The sequence below is a fragment of the Flavilitoribacter nigricans DSM 23189 = NBRC 102662 genome (assembly GCF_002646595.1).
In the GTDB taxonomy this organism is placed as follows: Bacteria; Bacteroidota; Bacteroidia; order Chitinophagales; family Saprospiraceae; genus Flavilitoribacter; species Flavilitoribacter nigricans.
In genome coordinates this window covers 87719-111411 of sequence record NZ_PDUD01000041.1, presented here as the reverse complement: position 1 = coordinate 111411, position 23693 = coordinate 87719, and the positions used below count along the sequence as shown (strand labels likewise).

Sequence of the window (23693 nt, the reverse complement as noted above, 5' to 3'; positions counted from 1 at the left end):
TGACACAGCACCTCAAATCCGCTATAAACAACTTATTCTTATAATCATCTTTCGTCAGAGATCTTAAGTTACCACTAACCCGCCCCTGAGACCTCACCCCTCGCTCCTGACACCTCACAACTCGCCCCTCATACCCACCTACGGTGCCGCCACCTCCGGCAGCAGACCGGCAACACTGGCGGAAGTAAAAGTGTAAGTCCCAGATCCGATCTTTACCCGGAGCAACTGACCGTCCATTTCTTGTCCCAGGATGCCCTTTGCTTCTGTCAGGGGAAGCCCTCCTTCTTTGACGGCATCGACAGCCCGGGCGGGGATCCAGACCTGAGCTGTGGTATTGGCAGGGATAGTGACCTCCAGTTTCAGATCATTGCCGCTCAGTGACCAGGCCGACCGGATCTCCCCGTTTATAGACTGATAACTGGCCGCTACCGGACCCAAAGCCCGGTTGGGTTCCGGACGGATCGCAATTTCCCGAAAGCCATTTTCCATCATATCAATGCCCGCTAGATGGCGAAACATCCATTCGGCGACCGCTCCGAAAGCATAGTGACTGAAAGAATTCATGCCGGTGTTCTGTGCACCGCCAAAGCCATTCTCAATGGTATAGCTATCCCACCTTTCCCAAATGGAAGTGGCCCCGTTGACCACCTCGTATAACCAGGAAGGAAACCCTTTTTTGGTAAAGAGTTCCAGCGCCTCCTTCCGGTACCCTGCATTGGAAAGTACCGGCAACAAATGCTTGGCGCCGAGAAAACCGGTGGTCAGATAGCCATTATTTTCCTCCAGGAGTTGTACCAGTTGCCGGGCAACCACCGGTTTCATGGAGGTGGGCAGCACATCCAGATCAAGCGCCATGACACAGGCCGTCTGGGTATTCTCCTGCAGGCGGCCTTCCGGCGTCCGGTATTTTTCCAGGAAAGCTTCCTGAACTTTGCGAAAGGTGATCCGGTAATTTTCGGCATCCGTTCTTTGACCGATCGCGTCCGCCATCTCGGCCATCAGTTTTAGGTCAAAAAGCCAGTAGATGTTAGCTGCCAGTATTTTGCTGGTGGCCGTTTTGTCCTGATTCAACCAGTCACCGAAACCTCCCTGGGGATCTACTTCGTCAAAAGCACCTTCCTGCAATAAGTCCTGCTCACTTTTTCTTTGGTACAGGTTCAACTGCTCCTGCATATTGGAGTAGAATTTCCGGACCAGATCCAGATCGTCGTATACTTTGAAGATATTGTAGGTGCAGATGATCCCGGCATCCATCCAGCCGGGAGAATAAGTCATATTGGGGCGGTGGAAAGCCATTGGGGCAAAATTCGGGTAGGCGCCGTTCCCAAACTGGGCGTCATTTAGGTCGACCAGCCATTTTTGGTGGAATGCGGCAATATCCGAATTGTAGGTGGCCGTACGGATATAGATCTGGGCGTCTCCCGTCCAGCCCATGCGCTCATCCCGCTGCGGGCAATCCGTAGGGACATCGAGATAATTCGCCTTTTGGGTGCGTACAATGTTGCGGTAGAGCTGATTGATCATGTCATTCCCGGACTCGAAATGCCCCACCCGTGGCGTGACCGAACTGAGTACCAGACCCGTGATCATCTCCTTGTCCGGAGGATTATCCAAACCACTGACCTCGACGTATTGAAAGCCATGGTAGGTAAACTTCGGACTCCAGCTTTCGCCCCCACTGTCTCCTTTAAGGATGTAGGTATCGGTCGCTCTGGCTTTGCGAAGATTTTCCGTCATCAGGCGTCCGTCCGGGTGCAGCATCTCCCCGTAACGAAGCTGTACCCTGGTTCCGGCTTTTCCCCGGATCTTTAATTGGACTATTCCCGCAATATTGGTGCCCAGGTCAAAAATATATTTCCCTTTTTCCGGTTCGCTAATCGCGATCGGTTCGATCTCCTCTACGATTTGGACGGGTACGCCAGGGGAGGATTCCACTTTGCCCATGGCCCCGACCATGCGGCGGCAATTTCGCCAGGAGGCGTCATCGTAGCCGGACTCATCCCAACCTTCGAATTCCAGGCGGGCATCGTAGGCTTCTCCCATCAGCAGGTCCGCTTCTAAAGTAGGACCGGTGTTGACCTTCCAGTCGGTGTCGGATGTGATCATTTCCCGCTCTCCATTTTCGTATTCTATTTCCAACTGCGCCATAAAGACCGGCACTTCTCCGTAAAAAGCATATTCTTTGGGATGCCCTACCAGAACGGCGTAACCGGTATAACCGGCATACCACCCGTTGGCCAGGATAAAGCCGATCGCATTCCCGCCGGTGCGTAGCATGGAGGTCACATCGTAGGTCTGGTAGTAAACCCTCTGGTCATAGTCCGTCCAGCCGGGCGCGAAGTAGTCTTTCCCCACTTTCTGCCCGTTGATCCGGGCCTCATAAAGCCCCAGTGCGGTGGAGTACAATATGGCTTTTTTGACCTTACCCTTAGCCTGCCAGGATTTTCGGAAATAGGGGCTGGGCGGGAGGTGGAAAGTTTCGTTTTTATTGAGTCGGCGATTATCAAAGCCTATCCATTGCGCTTTCCAGTCGGCCGGATCCAATAAGCCCATTTTCCAATAGGCTGGTTCGCTCCAGGAAGAAGCCGTACCTTCTTTGCCCCATACTCTTACCTTCCAATAGCAATCCTGGCGGGCGGCCAGTTCATGGCCTGCATAATGGATCTGGTTGGTACGGTTGCTGGGCACTTTTCCGGAGTCCCAGAGATCGCCCCGGTCCTGACCGAGCAGTTCCGGCGTACTGGCCACCAGGATCTGGTAAGCGGTCTGGATCGCTCCCCGATCGGTGGCCTCCAACTGCCAGCTCAGCCGGGGATGTGGTTTTTCCATCGCCAGTGGCTCCGGCAGATATTCACAACGTAATTGATGAGGCTGAAGACTGGCACTTTGCAGTTGCAGCGGGAACACAACCAGCAGCAAATAACCGGATATCAATAGAATTATTCTCATGAGTTGAATTATGAGTGAAGACTACATTTTACTGACGTAAAATTGATTAGGATACCCCAAAACAATCTCCATGCAATCTATACTGACCGAATTGGTTTGGGAAAAGGTGGGGCTTATAATATCAAGCTGCTCAAAATGCAGCTACAGCAGGTGATGCAGCAGGTCTGGTGTGAACGGTTGGCGGCCCCGAGCGGGCATTTGGCAAATACGCCGTAGTAGTTTATTGTATTTGTTCACCGAACACAGACCTGGATATGGTTGTTTTAGTAGTGTATTTCAATTTGTAGAAATGCCTATTATTAACCTGAAAACCATTATATTATGTTACGTTATGCATTAATTTTCTTCGTTGTCGCTATTATCGCCGCCATCCTTGGATTTGGTGGATTCGCCGGTGCTATGGCCGGAATCGCAAAGATCCTTTTCTGGGTATTTATCGTACTGCTGGTAGTTTCCCTGCTGTCCGGTGCCGTGAAAAGAGTGTAGAGATAAACAATACCATGCCAGAACAACACACAATTTTGGCATAAATGATAAAACTGTACAGATGATCCATTAGATAGATCATCGAATAGAGATGGTCCTTTCCCGATCGGGTTAGGACCATCTTTATTTATTGGAAGTCTATATTACAGGTCTTCCGTTTTCAGTAGTCAATCATCTGGAATTCTCCATCAGGCCTGACAATCCAGCAAAACCTTCATCCCATCCGGTTGCCGGTCAATGTCTTCGAATACCCGCTGGATATCCTGGAGGGGTTCAACCCGGGTGATCAGCGACTCAAAGGGCAGTTCATTTTTGGTGATCAGTTCAATTGCCTTATCGTAATCTTCGCGTTCGTAGACCCGGGCTCCGATCAACTGGAGTTCTTTCCAGAAAAACTGGAAAAGATTGACCGGCTTCGGCTGTCCGTGGATGGCGACCATCACGATCCGACCACGGATTCCCGCCAGTTCGGTCATGATATCCAGGGTCGGCTGCACACCGGCGACTTCGAAGACGACATCGGCCATAAAACCGTTGGTCTTTTCCCGGAGATGTGCTACCGGATCCGTTTCTGCGGGATTGATCACCGCAAAGCCAAGCTCCCGGGCCAGGCCGATACGCTTGGGGTTGACTTCGGAAATATACACTTCCGCTCCGGTCTGTCGGGCTACCAGTGCGACCAGCAAGCCAATCGGGCCACCTCCCAGCACCACGGCCACTTCCCCGTCGTTTAATCCGGACAGGCGGACATCGTGACAGGCCACAGAAAGTGGTTCTACGAGCGCAGCCAGCTTCAGATCGGTTTCCGGGGAAAGTTTGTGTAGGGTAAAGGCCGGCACGTTCCAGTATTGTTGCATGGCTCCCGGACTGTCAATGCCGATGAATTTAAGATCCTTACAGATATGGTGATGCCCTTTATCCGAAGCTTGCGCACCACGGTCATCCAGCGGGCGGACGACCACTTTCTCGCCTACGGAAAAGTCCGTGACCCCCTCCCCTATGGCATCGATCTCTCCGGACATCTCGTGACCGATGGTCACCGGCGTACTGACCCGTTTGTCCATCATGCCGTGATAAATATGTACGTCCGTACCGCAAACCCCGCAATACGCGACCTTGATCCGTACCTCCCCTGCTCCGGGAGTACTGATCGCTTTTTCACTTACCGAAAAACGCCGGTCTCCTTCGTAAAATGTTGCTTTCATCTTGCGCTCATTAGATTTTATTAATGCTGGACCGCTACGTAGCTATCGAAAAGTCTTTGCCTCTGAAATAGTTAACCAACGGTCTGAACAGTCTATTTAAATAGACGGATTTTTAGCCAGTCCGCCTGTAAACTCAGGGGTAAAATTCCCTGTCTTTGAAATTAATCATGGATCTGCCTAATGGCCAAACGCTCTTTTCATGGCTGTCTTTTTACTTTTGCTCGTAGGCAGCAAGAGCAGCGGTAATGCCCGCATCGAAACTGTTCATCTTTTTCAGAAACGTATATGCCTGCCGGGAAATGAACCGGTTCTCATTCTTTAGGATCTCCGCTACGGCTTGCCCCGTTTCCAGGTCATTGACGCCATGGTGGGCATACCATTTTAGGATATCACCCAGTTGTTTTCCGTTCAGTGTACCCAAAAGACTTCTGGACCGGCTGATCAATACCGGGCTCAAATAAGGCGCTTCTGTTAATTTACTGATGATCATGCTTTGAATGCTATGGCTGGCCACCGGATAAGCGCCAAACAGGGCCAACTGCAGCGCTTCCGCCCGGAGGTGCGCGGCCGTTATCGCCCGGACCGCCGTATAGGCCAGATAAAAGTCATCTCCGACAATGAACGCCATTATCGAAGTGCTGAGCTTTGGCGAGAGGGTATTTTTTGGATCGATCCGGTTCAAGGCCCAGACCCGATCGCTGATATCGGGACTATGCAGGATCAGGTCGATCAGCTCCGGCGTCAACTGCTTTTCGGTGAGGCCGGCCACCCGTTCCCGACTCGGGCCATGGAGGATATTCCACAAAGTATAGGTGGTATAAGCCGCGCCTTTTACGACCATTTTAGCCACATCGGTGGTAGTCGCGCCCGATACCGCATCCACCGAATCCGGTGCCGGAGTTTCGATCAGGGCCTCAAAGGAAATATTGCCTAAGGGCAAATTAGGATTGGCCAGCAGATCGTTTAAACGCTCGTATTCTTCGCTGGAAAAGGGTTCATGGTCCCGCTTGCTCAGAAATTCTCCTGCCGGCAACTCAAAACCCAGATAGCGTCCCGTTATATTCCAGTAAACCCGGATGTTCAGCAGTCGGCATTCCCGTTCAAAGCACACTTCCGTAGTTATTAACTTGAAATAATGGAGGGGGATGCCTGCCTGGCTTTGGACCAAAAAAAGAGAATCATCCGTCAGGGTATCCTTATATGCGATACTTGATACTTGGTTCTGAGGATAATCGCCGCCTATAGTGGCCACTTTGAAATACCGCAGTTCCTCTCCGGTTGACAAGGTGAACCGGAGCAAATTCAATAGCAAAAACCCGGTAACTATTGTAAAGCGATTAACCTCAGATGAAAACATGGTATTTTTGGTTTCTTATTGTTCTATTCAAAGCCGGGCCCGAAAAAGGCTTAGCATTATCGGACTAAAAAAAAGAGGACGCTACGCTGTAGCTCTATCCATATTATGATTTAAGATTGAAGATAGAAAGCTGCGCTGCAGCTTTTCATTGATGATCACTCCAATGGCCTGCAAGCCATTTTTTGTATCCATCAGATTGCAGGATAGGATCTATTTTACTAAGGTGTTCGTTGGACTCAAGGTGCAGCGTACCGCTCTATCTCCAAACTCTATGCTGACTTTTTCATCGAGGTGCAGCGCACCGATCTATCTCCAACCGCATGTGGACGTGTATATCAAGGTGCAGCGCACCGTCCTAACTCCGTCCTTTACTTACTTTGTCGGCACAATAGCGCCATGTTCCATCAGCAATTGTTTGACCTCGTCAATCGGTACTTCCCCCGGAGTAGTGTTCTGTCGGCAAGCCAGTACGGCCGCAGCTGCCGCGGCCTGCCCCATTCCCATACAGGAGGCCTGCACCCGTAAGGCAGAATTAGCCAGTCGATCGCTGCTCACACACCGCCCCGCCACCAGGAAATTCCGGCTCTTTTTCGGGATCAGCGCCCGCAGGGGTATACTGGCCACGACATCCGGTTTTAGGAATTCCTGGTAGATCGACTTGCCCTCCCGGTGCAAATCGATCGGATAAAAAGAATAAGATAAAGAATCCTCGAATACTTTCCCCTGCACATAATCCTGATGCGTCAGCTGGTAAACGCCGTCAATGCGATAGGTCTCCCGTACGGCCGTTTCGGTCTTCAGGTCCTGAAGCTTTAGATTTTCGCATCCGGGTAAGGATCGGAGTTCGCGTACCAGCTGGAGGAGCGTCGACCGGCCCTGCTGATTCGCCAGGGTGTGGGATTCGGAAGTGGTCGAATCGGCACCCGGCACGTACACATAGCTGTAGGGAACGTAGCTGTGTTCGCGACTGGTGCGGACCTGACTTTCCAGCATATTTTGCCGCAATACCCGGTGGTATTGTTTGGGGATCTGGCTCAGGTCGAGTGCATCGTAATCGTAGCCTCCGATCCGGAAAACCAGGGATCCCGGCTGCGTATCCGCTTCCCGGAGTACGTCAAACCCGGCCATGGAGGCGATCAGGGCATTACCCGTACAGTCGATCACTTGCTTGCAACTGATGCGGGCATTGGTCCCTTTGCCGACGGTCTCCACCAACCACTTCCCTTCCTGATATTCTATCTGGTGCGGCGTCTCGTAGTAACGAATATCTACGCCGGCTTCCAGGCATTTCTCTTCGGCCAGCAGAGTGTACAGGGGTGCGTTGACCGTCACCTGGTGTTTCCAGTGCCGATCGGGCAGCAAAGAGAAATTGGGTAGCAGATCGCCATTGAGTTGAACACAATCCATGACCAGTTCCCAGCTAATACCTCCGATGATCTGTTTTCCCCAGGCGTGAAAAATACCGGGAAATGCCACGCCACCGGTGGTGGTCGTACCACCGAGCTGACTTCCACTTTCGATGAGGGTAGTCCGTGCTCCCGCCCGTCCGGCCTGGATGGCAGCGATCACTCCCGCCGTGCCGCCACCGACAATAAGGATGTCCGTTTCCACCTGCTGATGATTGACCGCGTAGGGCGATGCCAACACCTCTCCTTTGGCCAGGGCCGGAGTGGCCATTCCCAGGGAAAGGGCGCCGAGCGATTTTAACATTGACCTTCTTTCGATCTTATCCATAGTCTTTTTCTTTTTTGGTTTGATTCCCCTGGTGGTACCGGGTAGGGGTATTGGTTTTAAGCAATTATACTTGACAACATGTGATTTTGTGCAAATGAAGATCCCCATCTGACCTTTGGCCAGCTCCCCCAGCCATACAGCCCGTACCGGGGTGGAGCAAAACCATCCATTAAGCAAGTTGTTATCCTCCTCGGAAGGAGGTGTGCCGTGCGACACAAAGTTGTGCCCGTCTGATGCGACAGAATGTTGTAAGCTGTGGGAAATGACCCCAGCGGGGTCAAATATCCGTTGAACAATGCTATGAATATAGGGAACCGACCCCAGCGGGGTCGCATTAATCCTTTAAATTTTTTTAATCCAATTAACCCTTGTTTCTGGATTATAGATCTTGCAAAATAAAACCTATACCTTTGTATTGATTAAAACGCGTTCTCAATTATGGCCAATCCTTACACTCAACTGTATACACAGCTTGGCGGTAATAAACATGTAAGGATAAGGGCAAAAAATTAAGGCAACCCGGAGAGGTCATTATTTTTGAAGTGACCAAACTAAAAAAACATGATCTTATGCCCGAGTTGCCAGAGCATAAAGATAGTCAAGAATGGCAAGACCTACTACGGTAAGCAGAATCACAAGTGTAAAGACTGCGGTCGGCAGTTCGTGCTCAACAATCGTCATTATATCAAACAAGGGCAACGCGAGATGATCCGTAAGGCCCTGAATGAAAGGATCAGTCTTCTGGGTATATGCCGAGTTTTTTCGGTAAGCCTGCCCTGGCTATTGGATTTTGCTGAATCGGTATGGAAAGCGGTACCGATGGACATTGGACTGAGTGAATCATGGCTAAAAAAGTTACGTCCTAAAAAGGCTCAACTGATTGTATTACAGTTAGATGAGGCCTGGTCTTTTGTAGATAACAAAAGCCAAAAGCGATGGATTTGGGTGGCCTTCGATCCAGTGAATCGCTTAGTCGTTGCCTTTCACATCGGTAATCGAGGTAAAGAAAGCGCCAAGGCTTTATGGCGTAACATTCCGGCCGGATATAAGCACAAGTGTTTTTTCGCGACCGACTCCTGGGATCCTTACAAAGCCGTCATTCCGACCAAAAGGCATGTGGAAGGTAAAGCATTTACCTATATTATTGAAGGATTTTGGACCGGTATGAGAGCAAGAGTTTCCCGGTTAGTCAGAAAAAGTTTGGCATTCTCAAAGGTGAGTCGTAATCATTTTTTGGCCATTCGATATTATTTCTACCAATTCAACTTGGCCAGTTTGCACCGAATACAAAATCAAGCGGTCATCCTTACAAGTTGATTACCGCCCACAGCTTGTGTTTGCTGTGAAATATCGGCAAGCACTTATCCAACCACATTGGGAAAAACAGCTTTACCAGTATATTACAGGTATTGTCCAAAACCGCCGACATAAAATGATGGCGGTCAACGGTATGCCGGATCATGTTCACATTTTTCTCAGCATGCACCCGGCAGAGCCTGTTTCTGTATTAGTGCAGGAGATCAAGAAAGCTAGTTCGTCTTTCATAAGAGCAGAAAAATTCACTCCACATCGATTTCAGTGGCAGGCTGGTTACGGAGCTTTTTCGTACAGTAAATCTCACGCTCAAAGGGTGGTCAGGTATGTGTTAAAGCAAAAGGAACACCACTACAAAAAATCATTTCGGGAAGAATACCTCGAGTTACTGAAAGCTTTTGAGATCGAATTTCAAACAGAATATCTTTTTGACTTTTTTGACGTTAGTTAGTGCGACCCCGCTGGGGTCGCTAAATAATTCCATATCCAATTCAACTGATTTTTGACCCCGCTGGGGTCATTTCCCACAGCTTATAACTTTATGTCATGTCGTGAGGTCACAACTTTGTGTCGCACGGCAGTGGTGCCCAGAACGGGCGCGTATGGGCAGGGCGGAAGAGGAATATCGAATGCACAAAATCTGACGTTGTGCAGTATAGGATACGATTTTTCAATGTCAATATCAATGGCAAGTAAACGATAACTATCCGGCCTATCAATGACCTTTTCGCTTGATTTTGAGTTATTGAAATTGCTATTGCCATTGGATTTGCCATTTTTTATAGGCTGGATTTTGAGAACCGAACGATCCTGGGGAAATACCGGGGGCTCCCCACCTGCCTTTATTCTCCTTTGTACCGCAGCACATAGCTCACCGTACAATCCCCACCGTAGATATTGCTGCCCGAAGGTGCGTATAAGTACCAGGGCTTACCATCTTTCAGCAGGAGTTGTGGTCGCTCTAATTTGGCGTATTCCCGATCCTGAGGACCGTAGTGTACGGCCACACTATTCATCTCCAGTTCGGTATACGCATTGATCCGGTGAAAGCCCTTTTCGTAATGATCAAAACGGATGCCGTCCTCCGACGTCCATAGAATGCCGCCCCCGGACTCGATCATGCCGTGGTTATCGGTAGTTAGCAAAGCGAATTTCCCGTTGTACATAAAGGCATAACCGTCTTCAATATTCCGGTCATTGGCGGTCACCGGAAATGGCAATTGCACATAGGGGCCTTCCAGGTTCTCGGCAACGGCCAGTCCCATTCGGGCCTTTTCCGATTTGAAATAGAGGAAAAAGCCACCATCGGGATGTTGCAGGAAGGCCGGGTTGTTGACTCCGTTACCGGCGGCATGGTTCCAATAGTCCGGATTGCTGGGTGGCCTGAGGATCACGCCATCCTCTCCGGCTTTTTTCCAGGGCCCGTCCAGACTTTCCGAAACGGCCAGACAGATGTACTGATTGGCGGGGTGCCCCTGGATACCGTCATTGGCAATATAGAACAAAGCGTATCCGCCGTCCACTTTATGGATGGCGGGATTATGTGGCGCATTACCTTTCACGCCCCCAATCTCTCCCCCGATCGCCACATCCGAAAAAACGAAGGGCCCTTCCGGCGAATCTCCGATATAGTGCGCAATTTCACTGTGCGTCCGCCAGCCGGGATCCACTTTCAGTTCACAGGGCCAGCGGGCCACGAACAGATGGACCTTCCCGTCGTCTCCCAGTATCGGTGAGCTACCCCAAATGTTGTATCCGGCTTCTTCGACGGCAATGCCCCGGAATTCCCACTGATCGGCAAAGGTAGTTGACGAGCTTGCCTCCCGGGTATCACCGTTCACGATCCTGAAGGCGGAAAAGATCCGTTTGCCGTGCCCGACCAATCCTGCGGGGGTTAAATGGGTGGCATCGGCTTTCGGCAGGCCGTACATACTGGTGTATATAATATTGGGGTCCTGGTTAGCCAGGTTTTTTTGGGCCTCTACCACTACGGGGCGCTGTTGCACAAAGGCGTGCTGTTCGTCTACGCCCAACAGTATCTTAAGGTCCTGCCGGTGCAATACCTGCGTGCGCAGGTGATCGATCATCTTTTGGAGATTACTTCCGTAGGCATTGGCTGCAGCTTCATCTCCCGCGTCCGATTCGCCCTGTATCCAGATGAACCCGCGGACCTGCACGCGGTATCCCTTTTGTTTCAATGCGGCTATAGCGGTCTGCAGGTCCTCGACCATATGATCGTAGATGCCGCCCGCACCGGGTGCTTTCCAGTCTCTGGCCAGACCGGTTGCGCCGAGGCAGTATTTGAAGATGGCCGGATGGTATCCGGCCCGTTTTAATTCCCGGCTAAAACTTACCTCGGGGCCAAAATGACCGGCCGGGTACCTCCCCGCCTGCGCCTGCATCGGTACCCATTCACCCGCCGAACTGGTCTGACCGAAAAAGGTCCAGTTCAACAAAATGGATTGATCCAGGGTTGTGTCGTCTACGGGGTAAGCTGCGGCATCGCCCGTCCATCCCTGGGCATTCGACTGGCCGGCCCAGATGAAGAGGTCGACTGCTTCCTGGGCGTCCGAACTTAGGCTGAGCAACAGGCAGATCAGCAGGGGAATGGTCTGTTTCATGCTTGGCTTTCGTTTGTTGGTCCGCAATTTTTCGTTAAGGTATCAAGATTGTCGGTTAATGTGTTTATCCGGCAGGAGTTAATCAGGGGCTACTCAGCTTGGGGCACATCAGGATACAGTTGCAAAAATCTAGTAGATCTCTCCACCTGGGTCATAAACTTACCAAATGGGCTTTGCAGGAAGACGTAAAAACCGCCAAATTATCCTTAACTTCAACTATCGAATCCAATTTTAAACAGACCTACCCGAAAATTGATGAAGTCCTCTTTTCTGATCAGCCTTTTTGGCCTTATATGTGGTTTTTGTGGCCTGACCGGTTGCACAAACGTCGAGGATGCGTTTACCGATGACGTATTGGCGCAGCTTCCGGATGAGATCGATTTCAATTTTCACGTAAAGCCGATCCTGTCGGATAAGTGCTTTGCCTGCCACGGTCCGGATGAGAACAAATTGCAGGCCGGACTCCACCTGGATCGTCCAGATCAGGCCTACGCCGTATTGGAAAGTGGCGGGCGGGCCATCGTGCCCGGCAAGGTAAAACAAAGTACCTTGTACCACCGCATACTGTCCGCAGATCCGGAGCTGCAAATGCCGCCTCCCGAATTCAAGGTAGAACTAACAGCGTACGAAAAGGCCGTGTTGATCCGCTGGATCGATCAGGGGGCGGCGTATAAGACGCACTGGTCCTTCTCCCCTCCTACTGCACCCGCGCTGCCACCGGTAGATCGAGCGGATTGGGTGCGCAATCCCATCGACCGCTTTGTACTGGCCCGACTGGAAAAAGCGGGCCTGGAACCGGCCAGACCGGCGGATAAAACCACCCTGATCCGCCGATTGACCTTTGATCTGACCGGCCTACCGCCCACGCTCAAAGAGATCGATGCTTTCCTGGCCGATGATTCCGATAAGGCCTACGAAAAACTGGTAGATCGTTTACTGGCCTCACCGCACTACGGCGAACGGATGGCGATGGACTGGCTGGATGTGGCCCGCTATGCGGATTCCCATGGGTTCCATGCAGACGGATTTCGCCGGATGTGGCCCTGGCGCGACTGGGTCATTAAAGCGTTTAATGAGAATTTGTCGTACGATCAGTTTATTACCTGGCAGCTGGCCGGCGATCTGCTGCCGAATGCAACCCGGGAACAGGTACTGGCTACGGGTTTTAACCGGAACAATCCCATCAATTCGGAGTCCGGGATCGTGCCGGAAGAGTACCGGGTGGAAAATGTGGTGGATCGCACCGCCACCATGGCGAAGGCTTTTATGGGGCTGACGGTAGAGTGCGCCCGCTGCCATGACCACAAATACGATCCCGTTTCCCAAAAGGAGTTTTATCAGCTATCCGCATTTTTCAATAATGTCGACGAACTGGGTATGGTCTCCAACGACGGGGCGGCGTCCCCAACGATGCCCCTGCTTAGTGATGAACTGGATGAGGTCATCACTTTTATCCGGGAGCGCATCGATGCCAAATCGGCGGAACTTCAACAATACCAGCAGCGGGCGATCGCTAATCCTGCGGAAGCGATGAATCACTTTGATCGGGAGGATCTTCTTACTGATCTGACCGGCTATTATTCGCTGGATCAACCGGAGGCAAACTGTTGTCCTAACGCAGCCGGACGCGGTCCGGAGGCACGCGCCGGGAAAGGCGTGGAGCGCGTAGCGGGCAAGTTCGGGCAGGCGCTCCGCTTCGATGATACCTTTGACTGGCTGAGCCTGCCCGGGCAGGGCGATTTTGAACGCACTGATCCTTTTTCCATCAGTGTCTGGGTACGACCGGAGCTGCGGGAAGATTACGCCTCGATCATCGGTAATGCCGGAGGCAAGAATTCGCACTGGCGGGGTTATGAGCTTTTCCTGGATAGTCTGAACCGACCCAGTGTGCGGCTTACGCACAATCCGCCGGATCATCGGCTGGAAATCTATGCGCTGGATAGCATTCGGGTGAACGAATGGAGTCATTTGTCTTTCACCTACGACGGTTCCAGTCGGGCTGCCGGGATAAAGCTTTACCGCAACGGAGAACAACTGGCCACCAGAACTCGCTATGACCAGCTCTACAAGAGTATCCGCACCATCAATGATACCCTCAAGGTTCTGCCCTACCCGCTGCGGGTAGGCCGCAGTTATCAAAGTGATCTGGATCTCGGCCTGTTTCAGGGAGCGGTCGATGAGATCCGCATTTACCAGCGTGATCTGACTGCGGAGGAGGTGTTTCACCTCGCCCACCCGGATTACAAAGCTCCTTCCCTGGCGGAACGCACTCCGGCTGAAAAAAAACGACTCGGACTGCATCAGTTGCAACGCCGGGATACCCAATATCTGCACCTCCGGCAGGAACTGACGGCGCTGAGAAACAGGGAACACGCCGCGATCGACACGTTTCCGGAGATCATGGTGATGCGGGAAATGGACCCGCCCCGCCCGACTTACGTATTGGATCGTGGTCTTTACGATGCGCCGACGGAGCGGGTCCTGCCGGGCACTCCCGCAGCCGTATTGACTTTTTCCGATACTTTGGAGCGTAATCGGCTGGGCCTGGCCCGATGGCTGCTGAGTCCGGAGCATCCGCTTACCACCCGGGTACTGGTCAACCGCTATTGGCATCTGTTTTTCGGCCGGGGTATCGTCCATACCCTGGAAGATCTCGGCAATCAGGGGGCACTACCCAGCCACCCGGAATTGCTGGATTGGCTGGCCATCCATTTTCGGCAATCGAACTGGGACCTGAAGGCTCTGGTCCGCACGATCGTCACCTCGGCCACCTACCGCCAGTCCTCGGAGGTGGATCCGGAGATCCGGCAACGGGACCCCGCAAACGAACTGCTCACCCGGGGACCGGCCTTCCGACTATCGGCGGAAATGATCCGCGACAATGCATTGCTGGCCAGTGGCCTGCTGGTAGCGGAGATCGGCGGCCCCAGTGTAAAGACTTACCAGCCGGACGATCTCTGGAGCAAAACCCATTTTTCGCGCCTGTTGGTAGATTACAAGGCGGACCGGGGTAAGGATCTGTACCGGCGCAGCCTGTATACCTTCATCCGCCGGACGGCTCCGCCGCCCACCATGACGGTCCTCGATGCGCCCGACCGGGCGTTTTGTGTCGTTCGCCGGCAAAAGACGAGTACTCCCCTGCAATCATTGCTGCTGCTGAATGAACCCCAAATGATCGAAGCGGCGCGCATGCTGGCCGAGCGCATGTTGCGCCAGGGGGGATCTGCGCTCGATGAACAACTGGATTTCGGATTTCGGTTGTTAACCAGCCGGCACCTCCTGCCGGAAGAGCAACAACTGATGTTGGACCTTTACGAAGAAGAACTGCAACGTTTCCGGGCGGATCCGGCGGCGGCCGAAGCCTTGCTGCAGGTCGGTGATCATCCCCGGAATATTGCTCTGGTGCCGGCCGAAGTAGCCGCCGGTACGGTGGTCGCCAATATTATGATGAACTACGATGAAGTCTACACCAAAAAGTGAACGAAGCAAATGAGTGATTGTCACCAATACAGAAAACAGTATACCCGCCGGGATTTTCTCAATACCACGAGCCTCGGACTGGGGGCAGCCGCACTCGGATCGTTGCTGCAATCTGCCGGTCTGCCGGCCGGTCCGGACCCGGGCAACGGCATCCTTGGGCAATTGCACTTTGTCCCGCGCGCGAAGCGGGTGATCTATTTATTTCAGAGTGGAGGCCCTTCCCAGATGGATCTGTACGATCACAAACCATTGCTGACCGAAAGAGACGGCGAAGAACTGCCGGAATCGGTGCGTCAGGGACAGCGCCTGACGGGTATGACTTCCGGCCAGAAGTCCTTCCCCATGGTCGGATCACCGTTCGGGTTTGCGCAACATGGACAATCCGGAGCCTGGGTAAGTGAGCTGCTACCCCATATTGCCCGGATCTCGGATGAGATCTGTTTCGTCAAGTCGATGTACACCGAGGCGATCAATCACGACCCGGCGATCACTTTCTTTCAAACGGGTTCCCAGCAGGCCGGACGTCCCTGTATCGGCTCCTGGATCAGCTATGGCCTGGGTAGTGAAAATGAGAACCTGCCCAGTTTCTGTGTCCTACTCTCCGAAGGACGGGGTGGGTCCCAGCCGCTGTATTCACGATTGTGGGGTAATGGTTTCCTTCCTTCCTTTCACCAGGGCGTTCAGTTCCGCTCGGGCAGTGATCCGGTACTTTTTCTGTCCAATCCGCCGGGAATTGACCGCCAGGATCGCAAGCGCCAGCTGGCTTATCTGGAAAAGATGCACCAAATGGAATTGGAACGCACCCGCAATCCGGAATTGCAAAGTCAGATCGCGCAGTACGAGATGGCCTATCGGATGCAGACTTCCGTGCCGGAAACCATGGATATTCAGAACGAACCGGATTATATCTTCGACCTCTACGGTCCGGAGGCCCGGATCCCCGGCACCTACGCGGCCAACTGTCTGCTGGCCCGGCGACTGGCGGAAAGGAACGTAAAGTTCATCCAGTTGTACCATCAGGGCTGGGACCAGCACGGTAATCTGCCGCGGCAGATCCGGCGACTGGCCAACAGCGTGGATCAGGCGTCGGCCGCACTGATCATAGATCTGAAGCAACGGGGCCTCCTCGACGATACCCTGGTGATCTGGGGTGGAGAGTTTGGACGCACCAACTATTCGCAGGGACGACGCACCATCGACAGCTTCGGTCGGGATCACCATCCGCGCTGTTTTACCATCTGGATGGCGGGTGGCGGCATCAAACAGGGACTGACTTACGGGCGGACGGATGACTTCGGATACAACATCGCCCAGGATCCCGTCCACGTGCACGATCTCCAGGCGACGCTGATGTACCTCCTGGGAGTGGATCACGAGCGATTGACGTTTAAACACCAGGGACGACGGTACCGGCTCACGGATGTGCACGGGAAAGTAGTGCAGGGAATTGTTGCCTGATGGAACGGATAGAAGACATTACATTGAATGAGCCTAAAGTCGCAGCCGGTCACTGGGCCGCTGCCATCGGAAAGAGGTGCAGCACTGCATCCGGCGGACTAAAATTTTACCCTAATGGATTTCAGGGGCTTTTAAATGCTGTATCGATGGTTAGTTATCTCTTACCATGGATACTGCTGGTACTTACACTGGGTAGCGGCTGCGGTGTAAGTGCGACCGGACCGGCCGTACCCCAACAGCCGAATATTATTCTCATCTACGCCGATGATCTGGGAAAAGGCCTGCTGAGTCACGAAGGGCAGGAGATCATCCAAACGCCCCATATCGATCAACTGGCCGCCGAAGGCCTGCGCTTCCGCAATGCTCACTCGTGTATGTTGTGTGCGCCGGCCCGCGCTGCGCTCCTGTCCGGATTGCACGACTGCCACGCCGCAGGTTTTGAGATCACCAGCGCGCGCATTTACGAGCAGATCAGTACGGGAGAAGCTACCCGCGAAGAAATTGAAAAGAAGATCAACGATAAATTATCTCCTATACCGGAAAACCAGATCTTTCTGGCGGAGATCGCACAAAAAGCGGGATACCGGACGGCACAGTTCGGAAAGCTGGACTGGGGATTTGCTACCACCCACGATCAGTTGACCCGCCACGGCTGGGATCACTATTTCGGCTATATGGATCACGTCCGGGCCCACGGATTTTATCCGCCTTTTTTATTTAGTGACAATGAATTGGTGGAGATCGAGGGGAATACCCTGGTCAATTGCGGTAAATCCTTGGAGCCGGAAACGCCCGCGGCCTACGCCGAACGCTGGAATAGGGAAGGCAAAGACGTCTACTCCCAAAACCTGTTTATGGACAGCGTCCTGCAATTTATTGCCGACCATCGGGATCGTCCGTTTTTTCTGTACTTCCCCACCCAGCTGCCCCACGGCCCCGTCGCTATTCCGGAGGTACATGCCGATTTTAAAGATGATGACCGGCTGACCGAAATTGAAAAGGAGTATGCCTCCATGGTCAAAATGCTGGATGATAATGTGGGCCGGATCATGGATCAGTTGCAAAAGCTAAAGCTTGATGACCATACCATCGTGATCTTCACCTCCGATAACGGGCACGAGATCTACTACGCGAAGGAGGGGCGCATTACCAAGCCCTATCGGAACATGGAGACCGGAGAACTTTTTGATGATCTCAATGGAAAATACTACAGTGATGCGGCCGGTGATGTTTTCAACGGCAATAATGGCCGGGCCGGTCTAAAACGGAGTAATCTCGAAGGCGGCATCGAAGTTCCGTTGATCATCCGCTGGCCACAAAAGGTCAGTCCGGGAAGCGTAAGTGACCGCCTGGTAGCCAACTATGATCTGCTGGCTACGGTGGCGGACATTACGGGTTTTGCAGGTAATATTCAGACCGACGGACGCTCTTTTTACAACGAATTGATCGGAACACAGCCCGTTGCCGAACACGACTTTGTGGTCTACGCTTCCTTCCGCGGTCCTACCCTACTGACCAAAGACGGCTGGAAACTGAGGACCTACCTCTCTAAAGATGTCTTTGAGCTGTATTACCTGCCCGATGATTACCGGGAGGAACACGACTTGTCCGCCCAATACCCGGACCGCTTGCATGAACTTAAACAGCGATTGCTGGAAGCCTGTGATGGAGATTTTATAAATGGTTTGTACGCGCCGGGAAACCAGATCAGGGTTGAATGATAGTTGGTAAATGGTTCCAAACCATAATCTCAAGTATTATTGAAATACCGGCATCCGATTAGCTAAGAAAAAAAATCCCGTCTACGGCTGCTTCCCCCGAATAGCCCCGTATACCAATTCCGCAATGGCCCGGTAACCGGCTTGATTAGGGTGTACCCCATCCTCTTCGGTAAACAGTTCTGGCCGGTGATCCAGCGGTGTATTCAGGTCGATAAAGCCGAGCTGATTGGTTTGGGCGATCTCCTTCACGGTTTGGATCAATTCCTGCAGACGGGGTTTGCGAACGGACAGTCCGGCCCGGCGTTCCGCACTCAAACCCGGCGTTTCCAGCACCATCGGGGAAGGGGCCGCGATCCAGATCCGGGGCTGGGTCGGCAGGGCCCGTAAAGTATCGATCAGGTCCAGGTAATCGCCCCGGTATTCGTCTTTGTATTCCCAACACTTGCGATCGCCGCAGGTACCCATCCCGCAGGTATCATTGGTGCCCAGGCTGATTACTACCATATCCGGTGCAGTTTCCCGGATCCGGTCCAACTGATCCCAGACCGTGGGGCGGCCCTTACGCAACAGGGTGCAGCCACCCACTCCCAGATTCACAACCTGATAACGTTCTCCCATCAGTTGCTGCAATTGAGCGGGATAGGAATCGCTATCCGGATCATCCAGGCGCGCGCCGAAGGTAATACTGTCGCCCACGCAGGCCAGCGTGATCTTTTTCTTTTCCTTGCAGCTAAAACTAAGGGTAAGCAACGTGATCAGTAGCGGGAACAAGGGAGATCTCAATCTGGACATGGTTTAATATTTACTTGGTTTCGTCGGTCCGAAACAGGTCGTTATCATTGCCCGAAACGAAAGGAATACAGATCGGCATCCTGCATCCCAAATTTAAGCCGTACGGCTTTGCCGGCCAGGTGCCCGAGAGATCGGGAGGAGCCCCAACTAACCGCTCGTTCGATCTCATTACCGATAATTTCAGTAGAGCTTTCCAGGATCTTGCCCGTTTCGGCATCTACGATATAGGCCCGGATCGATCCGGCCGCTGAGGTCCGAAAATTCAGGAACAACTCTTCGCCCGAGAAGGTAAATGGCCGCGTGACCATTGTCCCACCGTCAAAGCCGGCCGAAGCCGAGGTAAACCCATCCAGTCGCAAAGCATACCGCCGGAGGTGAGCGCTGGGCTGGGCGTAATCCTGATTGACGTAGACGGACATTTCGGTCGGGCTCGTTTGCAGGACATTCAATGCGGGATAGTTGGTGCGGGAAACCCAGTTTTCGAGTCCTATTCCGGGACGGATGAAACTTTCCAGAAAGGTACGGTCATATTCCGTTTCTCCCCGACTCGTCATAAAGATCGCATCGGAGCAGTCTTTGTAGTATTTCGGGTTGACGCCCAGTTTTTCGGCACTTTGTTCGTCTACTACCTGCCGGTTGGGCATAAAGCGGGCCGCAATGGAGATGTAGATCTGCGGCGCCCGGAAATACGGGTGCGTCTGGTTGGTATACAGATGCTGCAGTGGAGTGTCGCCAAAAGTCATCGGAGTGGTTTCACTCCAGTGGATAAAATCATCGGAGGTCGTTCGTCCGACGGAACGATAACCCGAATAACCGTTTCCGGTCCACACCCGAACGTAGGCGACGTACTTTTTTTCGGATTCCGACCAGAAGGCTACATTTTGGGAGTCGAACATACCGTCGGTGATCACCGGAGCTTCCTGTACTTTTTTCCAGTGGATGCCGTCGGGGGAGTGATAGGCGATCAGTCCGCTTTCAACCGTACCGCCGAGGGCTTTGTACTTTTCCTCGACCGGCACGCCCGGTCGGGTATCCAGGAACGGACTAAAATTATGGGTAACCGGCGCCGCATTGGCCAGAATGACATTGTTGGCTTTAGTCTCATGTACATCGAATAATTCCAGGGATGGTTTCCGCCAGTTGATCCCGTCGTCGGATTCGGCGTAGCAGGTGACTTCGTTGGTGCTGCCGTCCCGGCCGCTGACCGGCAGCCCCCGGTAATAGGCCCGGAACAGGTCCCCATCCCTGATCACGGTACAGTAAGCGCTGAACTGCCCTTCCCAGGGGCGGTCAAAATACATCACCGGACCCATATCCTGCGGCTCGTGGAGCTTTAGAGCCACCTCGTCCAGGGTGTCAATCAGATAGTGGTCCACAAGCAATTGGCGTTCCGAACCGATGTCGATCGTTTCCACTGGCTGGCCCGTGAGAGAATAAGCCGCTAGCAGCAGTACGGCCAGTAAGGTGTTTTTAGTGCGGTTCATTGACTATCGCTCGTAATTTAGCTGTATCCAATTTGCATTGAGCACGTACTGGTCTTCATCCGCCGGGTTTTTGAACACCAGATAGAGGTCATCTTTGTCCGGCCCGGCCTGCAGGGGAATATCGTAAAACTCCATACTGCTTTTTTTAGGATCGGAATAGCTGACCTTTGTGCTGCCCAACAACTTACCGTTGACCGAACCGGCCCGGACCTCCACCGTGCCGGCGTAGGGATAGTTGGCATTGTAACCGGCCGCCAGTTGAATGCTTTTGAGTTTTTTAAAACTGATGTCAGCAAATTTCAGAAAGGAATTGTGCACGATCGAACCGACCAGCCTGGCGCCCATACTATCCCAGGTGCCCAGTCCTTCACTTTTTTCATCCGCGTATTCGGCTTCTATCTTGGGTGCAATGAAGTTGATCTGTTCGTTTACCGAAAGCGTACTACCGCTTACATTGGCGTTACCCTCGTCCAGATAGGAAGCCATCAGGATGTACTTGCCGCCGGCCTCCCGGCCCATGTGATCCTGAAAATTGAGCACTCCGGCCAACGGCAGACTGGTACCCGCCGCTTCATCCTGGCGGAGCGACAGGATATAATCAATGATCTTACCCACTTCCGCTACTTTCAGTTGAGGATGGGCCGCCATCATCGTCTCGCCCCAAACCCCGCTACTGCCTTTGATCACTTTACTGATCAGGTCATTTTTGTCGGCACTGGTGTATTTGTTGGCAATGTCCAGGTAAGCCGGGCCGTTGACCTTTTCCCGCTCGGCGTGACAGGCCTTACAATCGGAAGCATCGATCAGCAGTTTCCCCTCGGGAACGGTATTTTGCTGGTGACCAATGGTCGCCAGGACGATATCTTCTCCCTCGGGCAGATAGGTCAGCGTGACTTTGACCTTATCCGGATCGATACTACCGTCTTCGGTGGAGCCGTCTTCCCGGTCCGTTACCACCACCTGGTAATTGATCTTACGGCGGTCCCAGTAGACGTGGTCATCGGCATCGACTTTGATCGATAAGCTCGGTGGTTCGTTACCGGCCAGGATCTTTTGCGTGGAAGTGGCCATTTTCCCGTCGGGATCCTTTACGGTCAGTTTTACGGTGTAAACCCCTTCTTTTTCAAAAGTGAAATCCGGATTTTCTTCCGTGGACTGTACGCCCTCCTGATCGAAGGACCACTCGTAAGTGAGCTGATCGTGATCAAAATCCTCCGACTGGTCTCCGGAGAACTGCACCGTCAGGGGGACAGCACCCACCTCCCGGTCCGCGAGTATCCGGGCAATCGGGGCGCGGTTTCCTTTCAGATAACTGATCCGGCTCAGGCGTGCGTCCATGTTCTGAGCGTTCCACTTTTGACCGTATTCCAGGACGTAGAGACTGCCGTCGGAACCGAAGAGCATATCCATGGGGTGTGAGAACTCTGTGTTCGGCATAAAGGCCTCGGCCTTTACGTATTCCTGATTTTCGTCCAGGGTGATCACGTAGATCCAGTCGCGCATCCACTCGTACAGGAAGAGTTTATTCTCAAAATACTCTGGAAAGCCCTCCGCCTGATCCTCCGCGTGAAACACGGGACCGGCCATGGGGTTGACCCCGCCTTTCCCCAGCCAGGGAAATTCTTCGGAGGCATCGTAGGAAAACCAGATCATGGATGGCTGTGCCGGAGGTAACTCCTGCAGGCCGGTATTGTGGGGAGAGTCGTTGATCAGACGCTGCGGATCGAATTTTTCTCCCGATGTTTCGGTGGTGAAGTCGTAATCGTTGTATACCTGATTGTTGCCCCGGGTATACGGCCAGCCCCAGAACCCGGCTTGTCGTGCCTGGTTGAATTCGCCCATGCCCTTCGGGCCACGGTCGGGATTGCCCTTACCCGCATCGGGCCCTACATCGCCCCAGTACAAATAACCGGTCTTGCTGTCAATGGAGGGCCGGAATGGGTTCCGGCAGCCCATTACGTAGATCTCCGGACGGGTATTAGGCGTACCGACCGGGAACAGGTTGCCGTCGGGTATGGAATAGGTGCCGTCATCTTCGGGTTTGATCCGCAGGATCTTGCCTCGCAGGTCATTGGTATTGGCGGCTGATTTTTGGGCGTCCCACAGTGCCCGGTCTTCGCGCTCATCGATGGGTGCGTAGCCCGAGGACTCGAAGGGGTTGGTATTATCCCCGAGCGTGATGAATAAATTGCCGTCCGGCCCGAATTCCAACGCCCCGCCGCTGTGGCAGCATTTGCGGATGGTCGGTACTGTCAACAGTAGTTTTTCCGACGACACGTAGAGCGAATCGCCGATCAGATCAAAGCGGGAAATATGTTGCACCGGTTCGTCGCCCGGTGCGGAATAAAACAGGTAGATCCAGTTGTTACTTTCGTAATTCGGATCAACGGCGACGCCCAACAAGCCGTCTTCATTGCCGTAGAAGAGAGATTTCTGGGCAATCTGCCGGGTGGCGTTGGTCGCAAAATCGTACAATTTGAGTGCGCCCCGTCGTTCTACAAAAAGAATACCCCGACCGGGAAGTTCATCCAGCTCCATCGGCTCATTGAGGTTGAAATCCAGCACTTCCTTCACAAAACGGGTTTCTTCCGGAACCCGTTGGGTCGTAGCCAGGCCATAATCCAGTGACCGGTCACCAATCGCCGCCTGGAGCTGTTCCCCCAGCTTATCCGAAGCAATTTCGAGTTGGCCAGCGGGGTCATCCATGCGGTCAGCGTACCAGCGCCACTCATTTTTAAATTCAGGGAGCGATTCCAGTCCCAGTAATCCGCCCCCGGCCTGTACAAATCTTTCCACCTCCGCTCTTTGCACATCGTCGAGTACTTCACCACTGGTATTCAGGAAGACGATGGCGCTGTATTCCCGAAGCGAATCTTCGGTAAAAAACGCCGGATTTTCGGTAAAGTGAGTTGTAAACTTCTGGGTAGTACCCAACTCATTGATCGCCGTTTTTGCGGCTTCAATGGCTTCCTGGTTATCCCCGGTGGGCTGAGCAAACAATATCACTTTTTGCTCTTCCCGGCCGCAGGCCGCAGCCAGTAAACAAAGGACTCCAATAGACAAATAGCGGAACATAAGATTCATGATCGATT

The 23693-nt window shown here is 52.9% G+C and carries 14 protein-coding genes; 6 read left to right on the top strand and 8 right to left on the bottom strand.

The window, feature by feature from the left end; translation table 11 throughout:
• Positions 1 to 138: 138 nt before the first annotated feature.
• Positions 139 to 2949, bottom strand: coding sequence for an alpha-L-rhamnosidase (locus CRP01_RS32580; protein ID WP_099154268.1), 2811 nt, complete (start codon positions 2947 to 2949; stop codon positions 139 to 141).
• A 321-nt stretch (positions 2950 to 3270) separates the two neighbouring features.
• Between CRP01_RS32580 and CRP01_RS32575 the strand changes: the two genes are divergently transcribed.
• Complete coding sequence (locus CRP01_RS32575) at positions 3271 to 3435, top strand: DUF1328 domain-containing protein (RefSeq protein WP_099148859.1); 165 nt, start codon at positions 3271 to 3273, stop codon at positions 3433 to 3435.
• A 188-nt stretch (positions 3436 to 3623) separates the two neighbouring features.
• On the opposite strand, the gene CRP01_RS32570 is transcribed toward CRP01_RS32575, so the two are convergent.
• The 3 genes from CRP01_RS32570 to CRP01_RS32560 all read right to left on the bottom strand — a co-directional run bounded on the left by CRP01_RS32570 (position 3624) and on the right by CRP01_RS32560 (position 7731).
• Positions 3624 to 4640: a zinc-dependent alcohol dehydrogenase gene (locus CRP01_RS32570; RefSeq protein ID WP_099154267.1), complete on the bottom strand. Its 1017-nt coding sequence runs from the start codon at positions 4638 to 4640 to the stop codon at positions 3624 to 3626.
• 211 nt (positions 4641 to 4851) lie between these two features.
• Entirely contained in the window at positions 4852 to 5997 is a 1146-nt protein-coding gene (locus CRP01_RS32565) for a hypothetical protein (protein ID WP_143473630.1), read from the bottom strand.
• Positions 5998 to 6369: 372 nt separating this feature from the next.
• Complete coding sequence (locus tag CRP01_RS32560) at positions 6370 to 7731, bottom strand: FAD-dependent oxidoreductase (RefSeq protein ID WP_222845867.1); 1362 nt, start codon at positions 7729 to 7731, stop codon at positions 6370 to 6372.
• A 561-nt stretch (positions 7732 to 8292) separates the two neighbouring features.
• Here CRP01_RS32560 and CRP01_RS32555 point away from each other — a divergent pair.
• Together CRP01_RS32555 and tnpA are read left to right on the top strand one after the other, a co-directional pair.
• The gene (locus CRP01_RS32555; protein WP_099154265.1) at positions 8293 to 9048 is read left to right on the top strand and encodes an IS1 family transposase; all 756 of its coding nucleotides are present in this window, start codon (positions 8293 to 8295) and stop codon (positions 9046 to 9048) included.
• On the top strand, positions 9023 to 9496 hold the full coding sequence (gene tnpA, locus CRP01_RS32550; RefSeq protein WP_099154264.1) for an IS200/IS605 family transposase: 474 nt from the start codon (positions 9023 to 9025) through the stop codon (positions 9494 to 9496). Before CRP01_RS32555 ends, tnpA begins: the two co-directional genes overlap by 26 nt.
• A 391-nt stretch (positions 9497 to 9887) precedes the next feature.
• Here the strand turns inward: tnpA and CRP01_RS32545 are convergent, their stop codons facing one another.
• Positions 9888 to 11666, bottom strand: coding sequence for a sialate O-acetylesterase (locus CRP01_RS32545; protein ID WP_099154263.1), 1779 nt, complete (start codon positions 11664 to 11666; stop codon positions 9888 to 9890).
• 255 nt (positions 11667 to 11921) lie between these two features.
• On the opposite strand from CRP01_RS32545, the gene CRP01_RS32540 reads away from it, so the two are divergent.
• The 3 genes from CRP01_RS32540 (at position 11922) to CRP01_RS32530 (ending at position 18325) form a co-directional block, all read left to right on the top strand.
• Positions 11922 to 15146, top strand: a complete 3225-nt coding sequence (locus tag CRP01_RS32540) for a DUF1553 domain-containing protein (protein ID WP_099154262.1) — start codon at positions 11922 to 11924, stop codon at positions 15144 to 15146.
• A gap of 9 nt (positions 15147 to 15155) precedes the next feature.
• Positions 15156 to 16604, top strand: a complete 1449-nt coding sequence (locus CRP01_RS32535) for a DUF1501 domain-containing protein (RefSeq protein ID WP_099154261.1) — start codon at positions 15156 to 15158, stop codon at positions 16602 to 16604.
• 146 nt (positions 16605 to 16750) lie between these two features.
• Positions 16751 to 18325: a sulfatase-like hydrolase/transferase gene (locus CRP01_RS32530; RefSeq protein WP_099154260.1), complete on the top strand. Its 1575-nt coding sequence runs from the start codon at positions 16751 to 16753 to the stop codon at positions 18323 to 18325.
• Between the two features lie 81 nt (positions 18326 to 18406).
• Here the strand turns inward: CRP01_RS32530 and CRP01_RS32525 are convergent, their stop codons facing one another.
• The 3 genes from CRP01_RS32525 to CRP01_RS32515 are packed head-to-tail and all read right to left on the bottom strand — an operon-like array spanning position 18407 to position 23685.
• Positions 18407 to 19117: a DUF459 domain-containing protein gene (locus CRP01_RS32525; protein WP_099154259.1), complete on the bottom strand. Its 711-nt coding sequence runs from the start codon at positions 19115 to 19117 to the stop codon at positions 18407 to 18409.
• A gap of 44 nt (positions 19118 to 19161) precedes the next feature.
• The gene (locus CRP01_RS32520; RefSeq protein WP_099154258.1) at positions 19162 to 20601 is read right to left on the bottom strand and encodes a glycoside hydrolase family protein; all 1440 of its coding nucleotides are present in this window, start codon (positions 20599 to 20601) and stop codon (positions 19162 to 19164) included.
• Between the two features lie 3 nt (positions 20602 to 20604).
• A complete protein-coding gene (locus CRP01_RS32515; protein WP_099154257.1) occupies positions 20605 to 23685 on the bottom strand; it encodes a PQQ-dependent sugar dehydrogenase in 3081 nt (1026 codons plus the stop codon).
• Between the last annotated feature and the right edge of the window lie 8 nt (positions 23686 to 23693).

Coding starts and splice junctions, on each gene's coding strand:
- CRP01_RS32545 (WP_099154263.1), bottom strand. CDS start 11,666: ATGAAACAGACCATTCCCCTGCTGATCTGCCTGTTGCTCAGCCTAAGT.
- CRP01_RS32520 (WP_099154258.1), bottom strand. CDS start 20,601: ATGAACCGCACTAAAAACACCTTACTGGCCGTACTGCTGCTAGCGGCT.
- CRP01_RS32530 (WP_099154260.1), top strand. CDS start 16,751: ATGGTTAGTTATCTCTTACCATGGATACTGCTGGTACTTACACTGGGT.
- CRP01_RS32575 (WP_099148859.1), top strand. CDS start 3,271: ATGTTACGTTATGCATTAATTTTCTTCGTTGTCGCTATTATCGCCGCC.
- CRP01_RS32540 (WP_099154262.1), top strand. CDS start 11,922: ATGAAGTCCTCTTTTCTGATCAGCCTTTTTGGCCTTATATGTGGTTTT.
- CRP01_RS32570 (WP_099154267.1), bottom strand. CDS start 4,640: ATGAAAGCAACATTTTACGAAGGAGACCGGCGTTTTTCGGTAAGTGAA.
- CRP01_RS32515 (WP_099154257.1), bottom strand. CDS start 23,685: ATGAATCTTATGTTCCGCTATTTGTCTATTGGAGTCCTTTGTTTACTG.
- CRP01_RS32525 (WP_099154259.1), bottom strand. CDS start 19,117: ATGTCCAGATTGAGATCTCCCTTGTTCCCGCTACTGATCACGTTGCTT.
- CRP01_RS32565 (WP_143473630.1), bottom strand. CDS start 5,997: ATGTTTTCATCTGAGGTTAATCGCTTTACAATAGTTACCGGGTTTTTG.
- CRP01_RS32580 (WP_099154268.1), bottom strand. CDS start 2,949: ATGAGAATAATTCTATTGATATCCGGTTATTTGCTGCTGGTTGTGTTC.
- CRP01_RS32560 (WP_222845867.1), bottom strand. CDS start 7,731: ATGGATAAGATCGAAAGAAGGTCAATGTTAAAATCGCTCGGCGCCCTT.
- CRP01_RS32555 (WP_099154265.1), top strand. CDS start 8,293: ATGATCTTATGCCCGAGTTGCCAGAGCATAAAGATAGTCAAGAATGGC.
- CRP01_RS32535 (WP_099154261.1), top strand. CDS start 15,156: ATGAGTGATTGTCACCAATACAGAAAACAGTATACCCGCCGGGATTTT.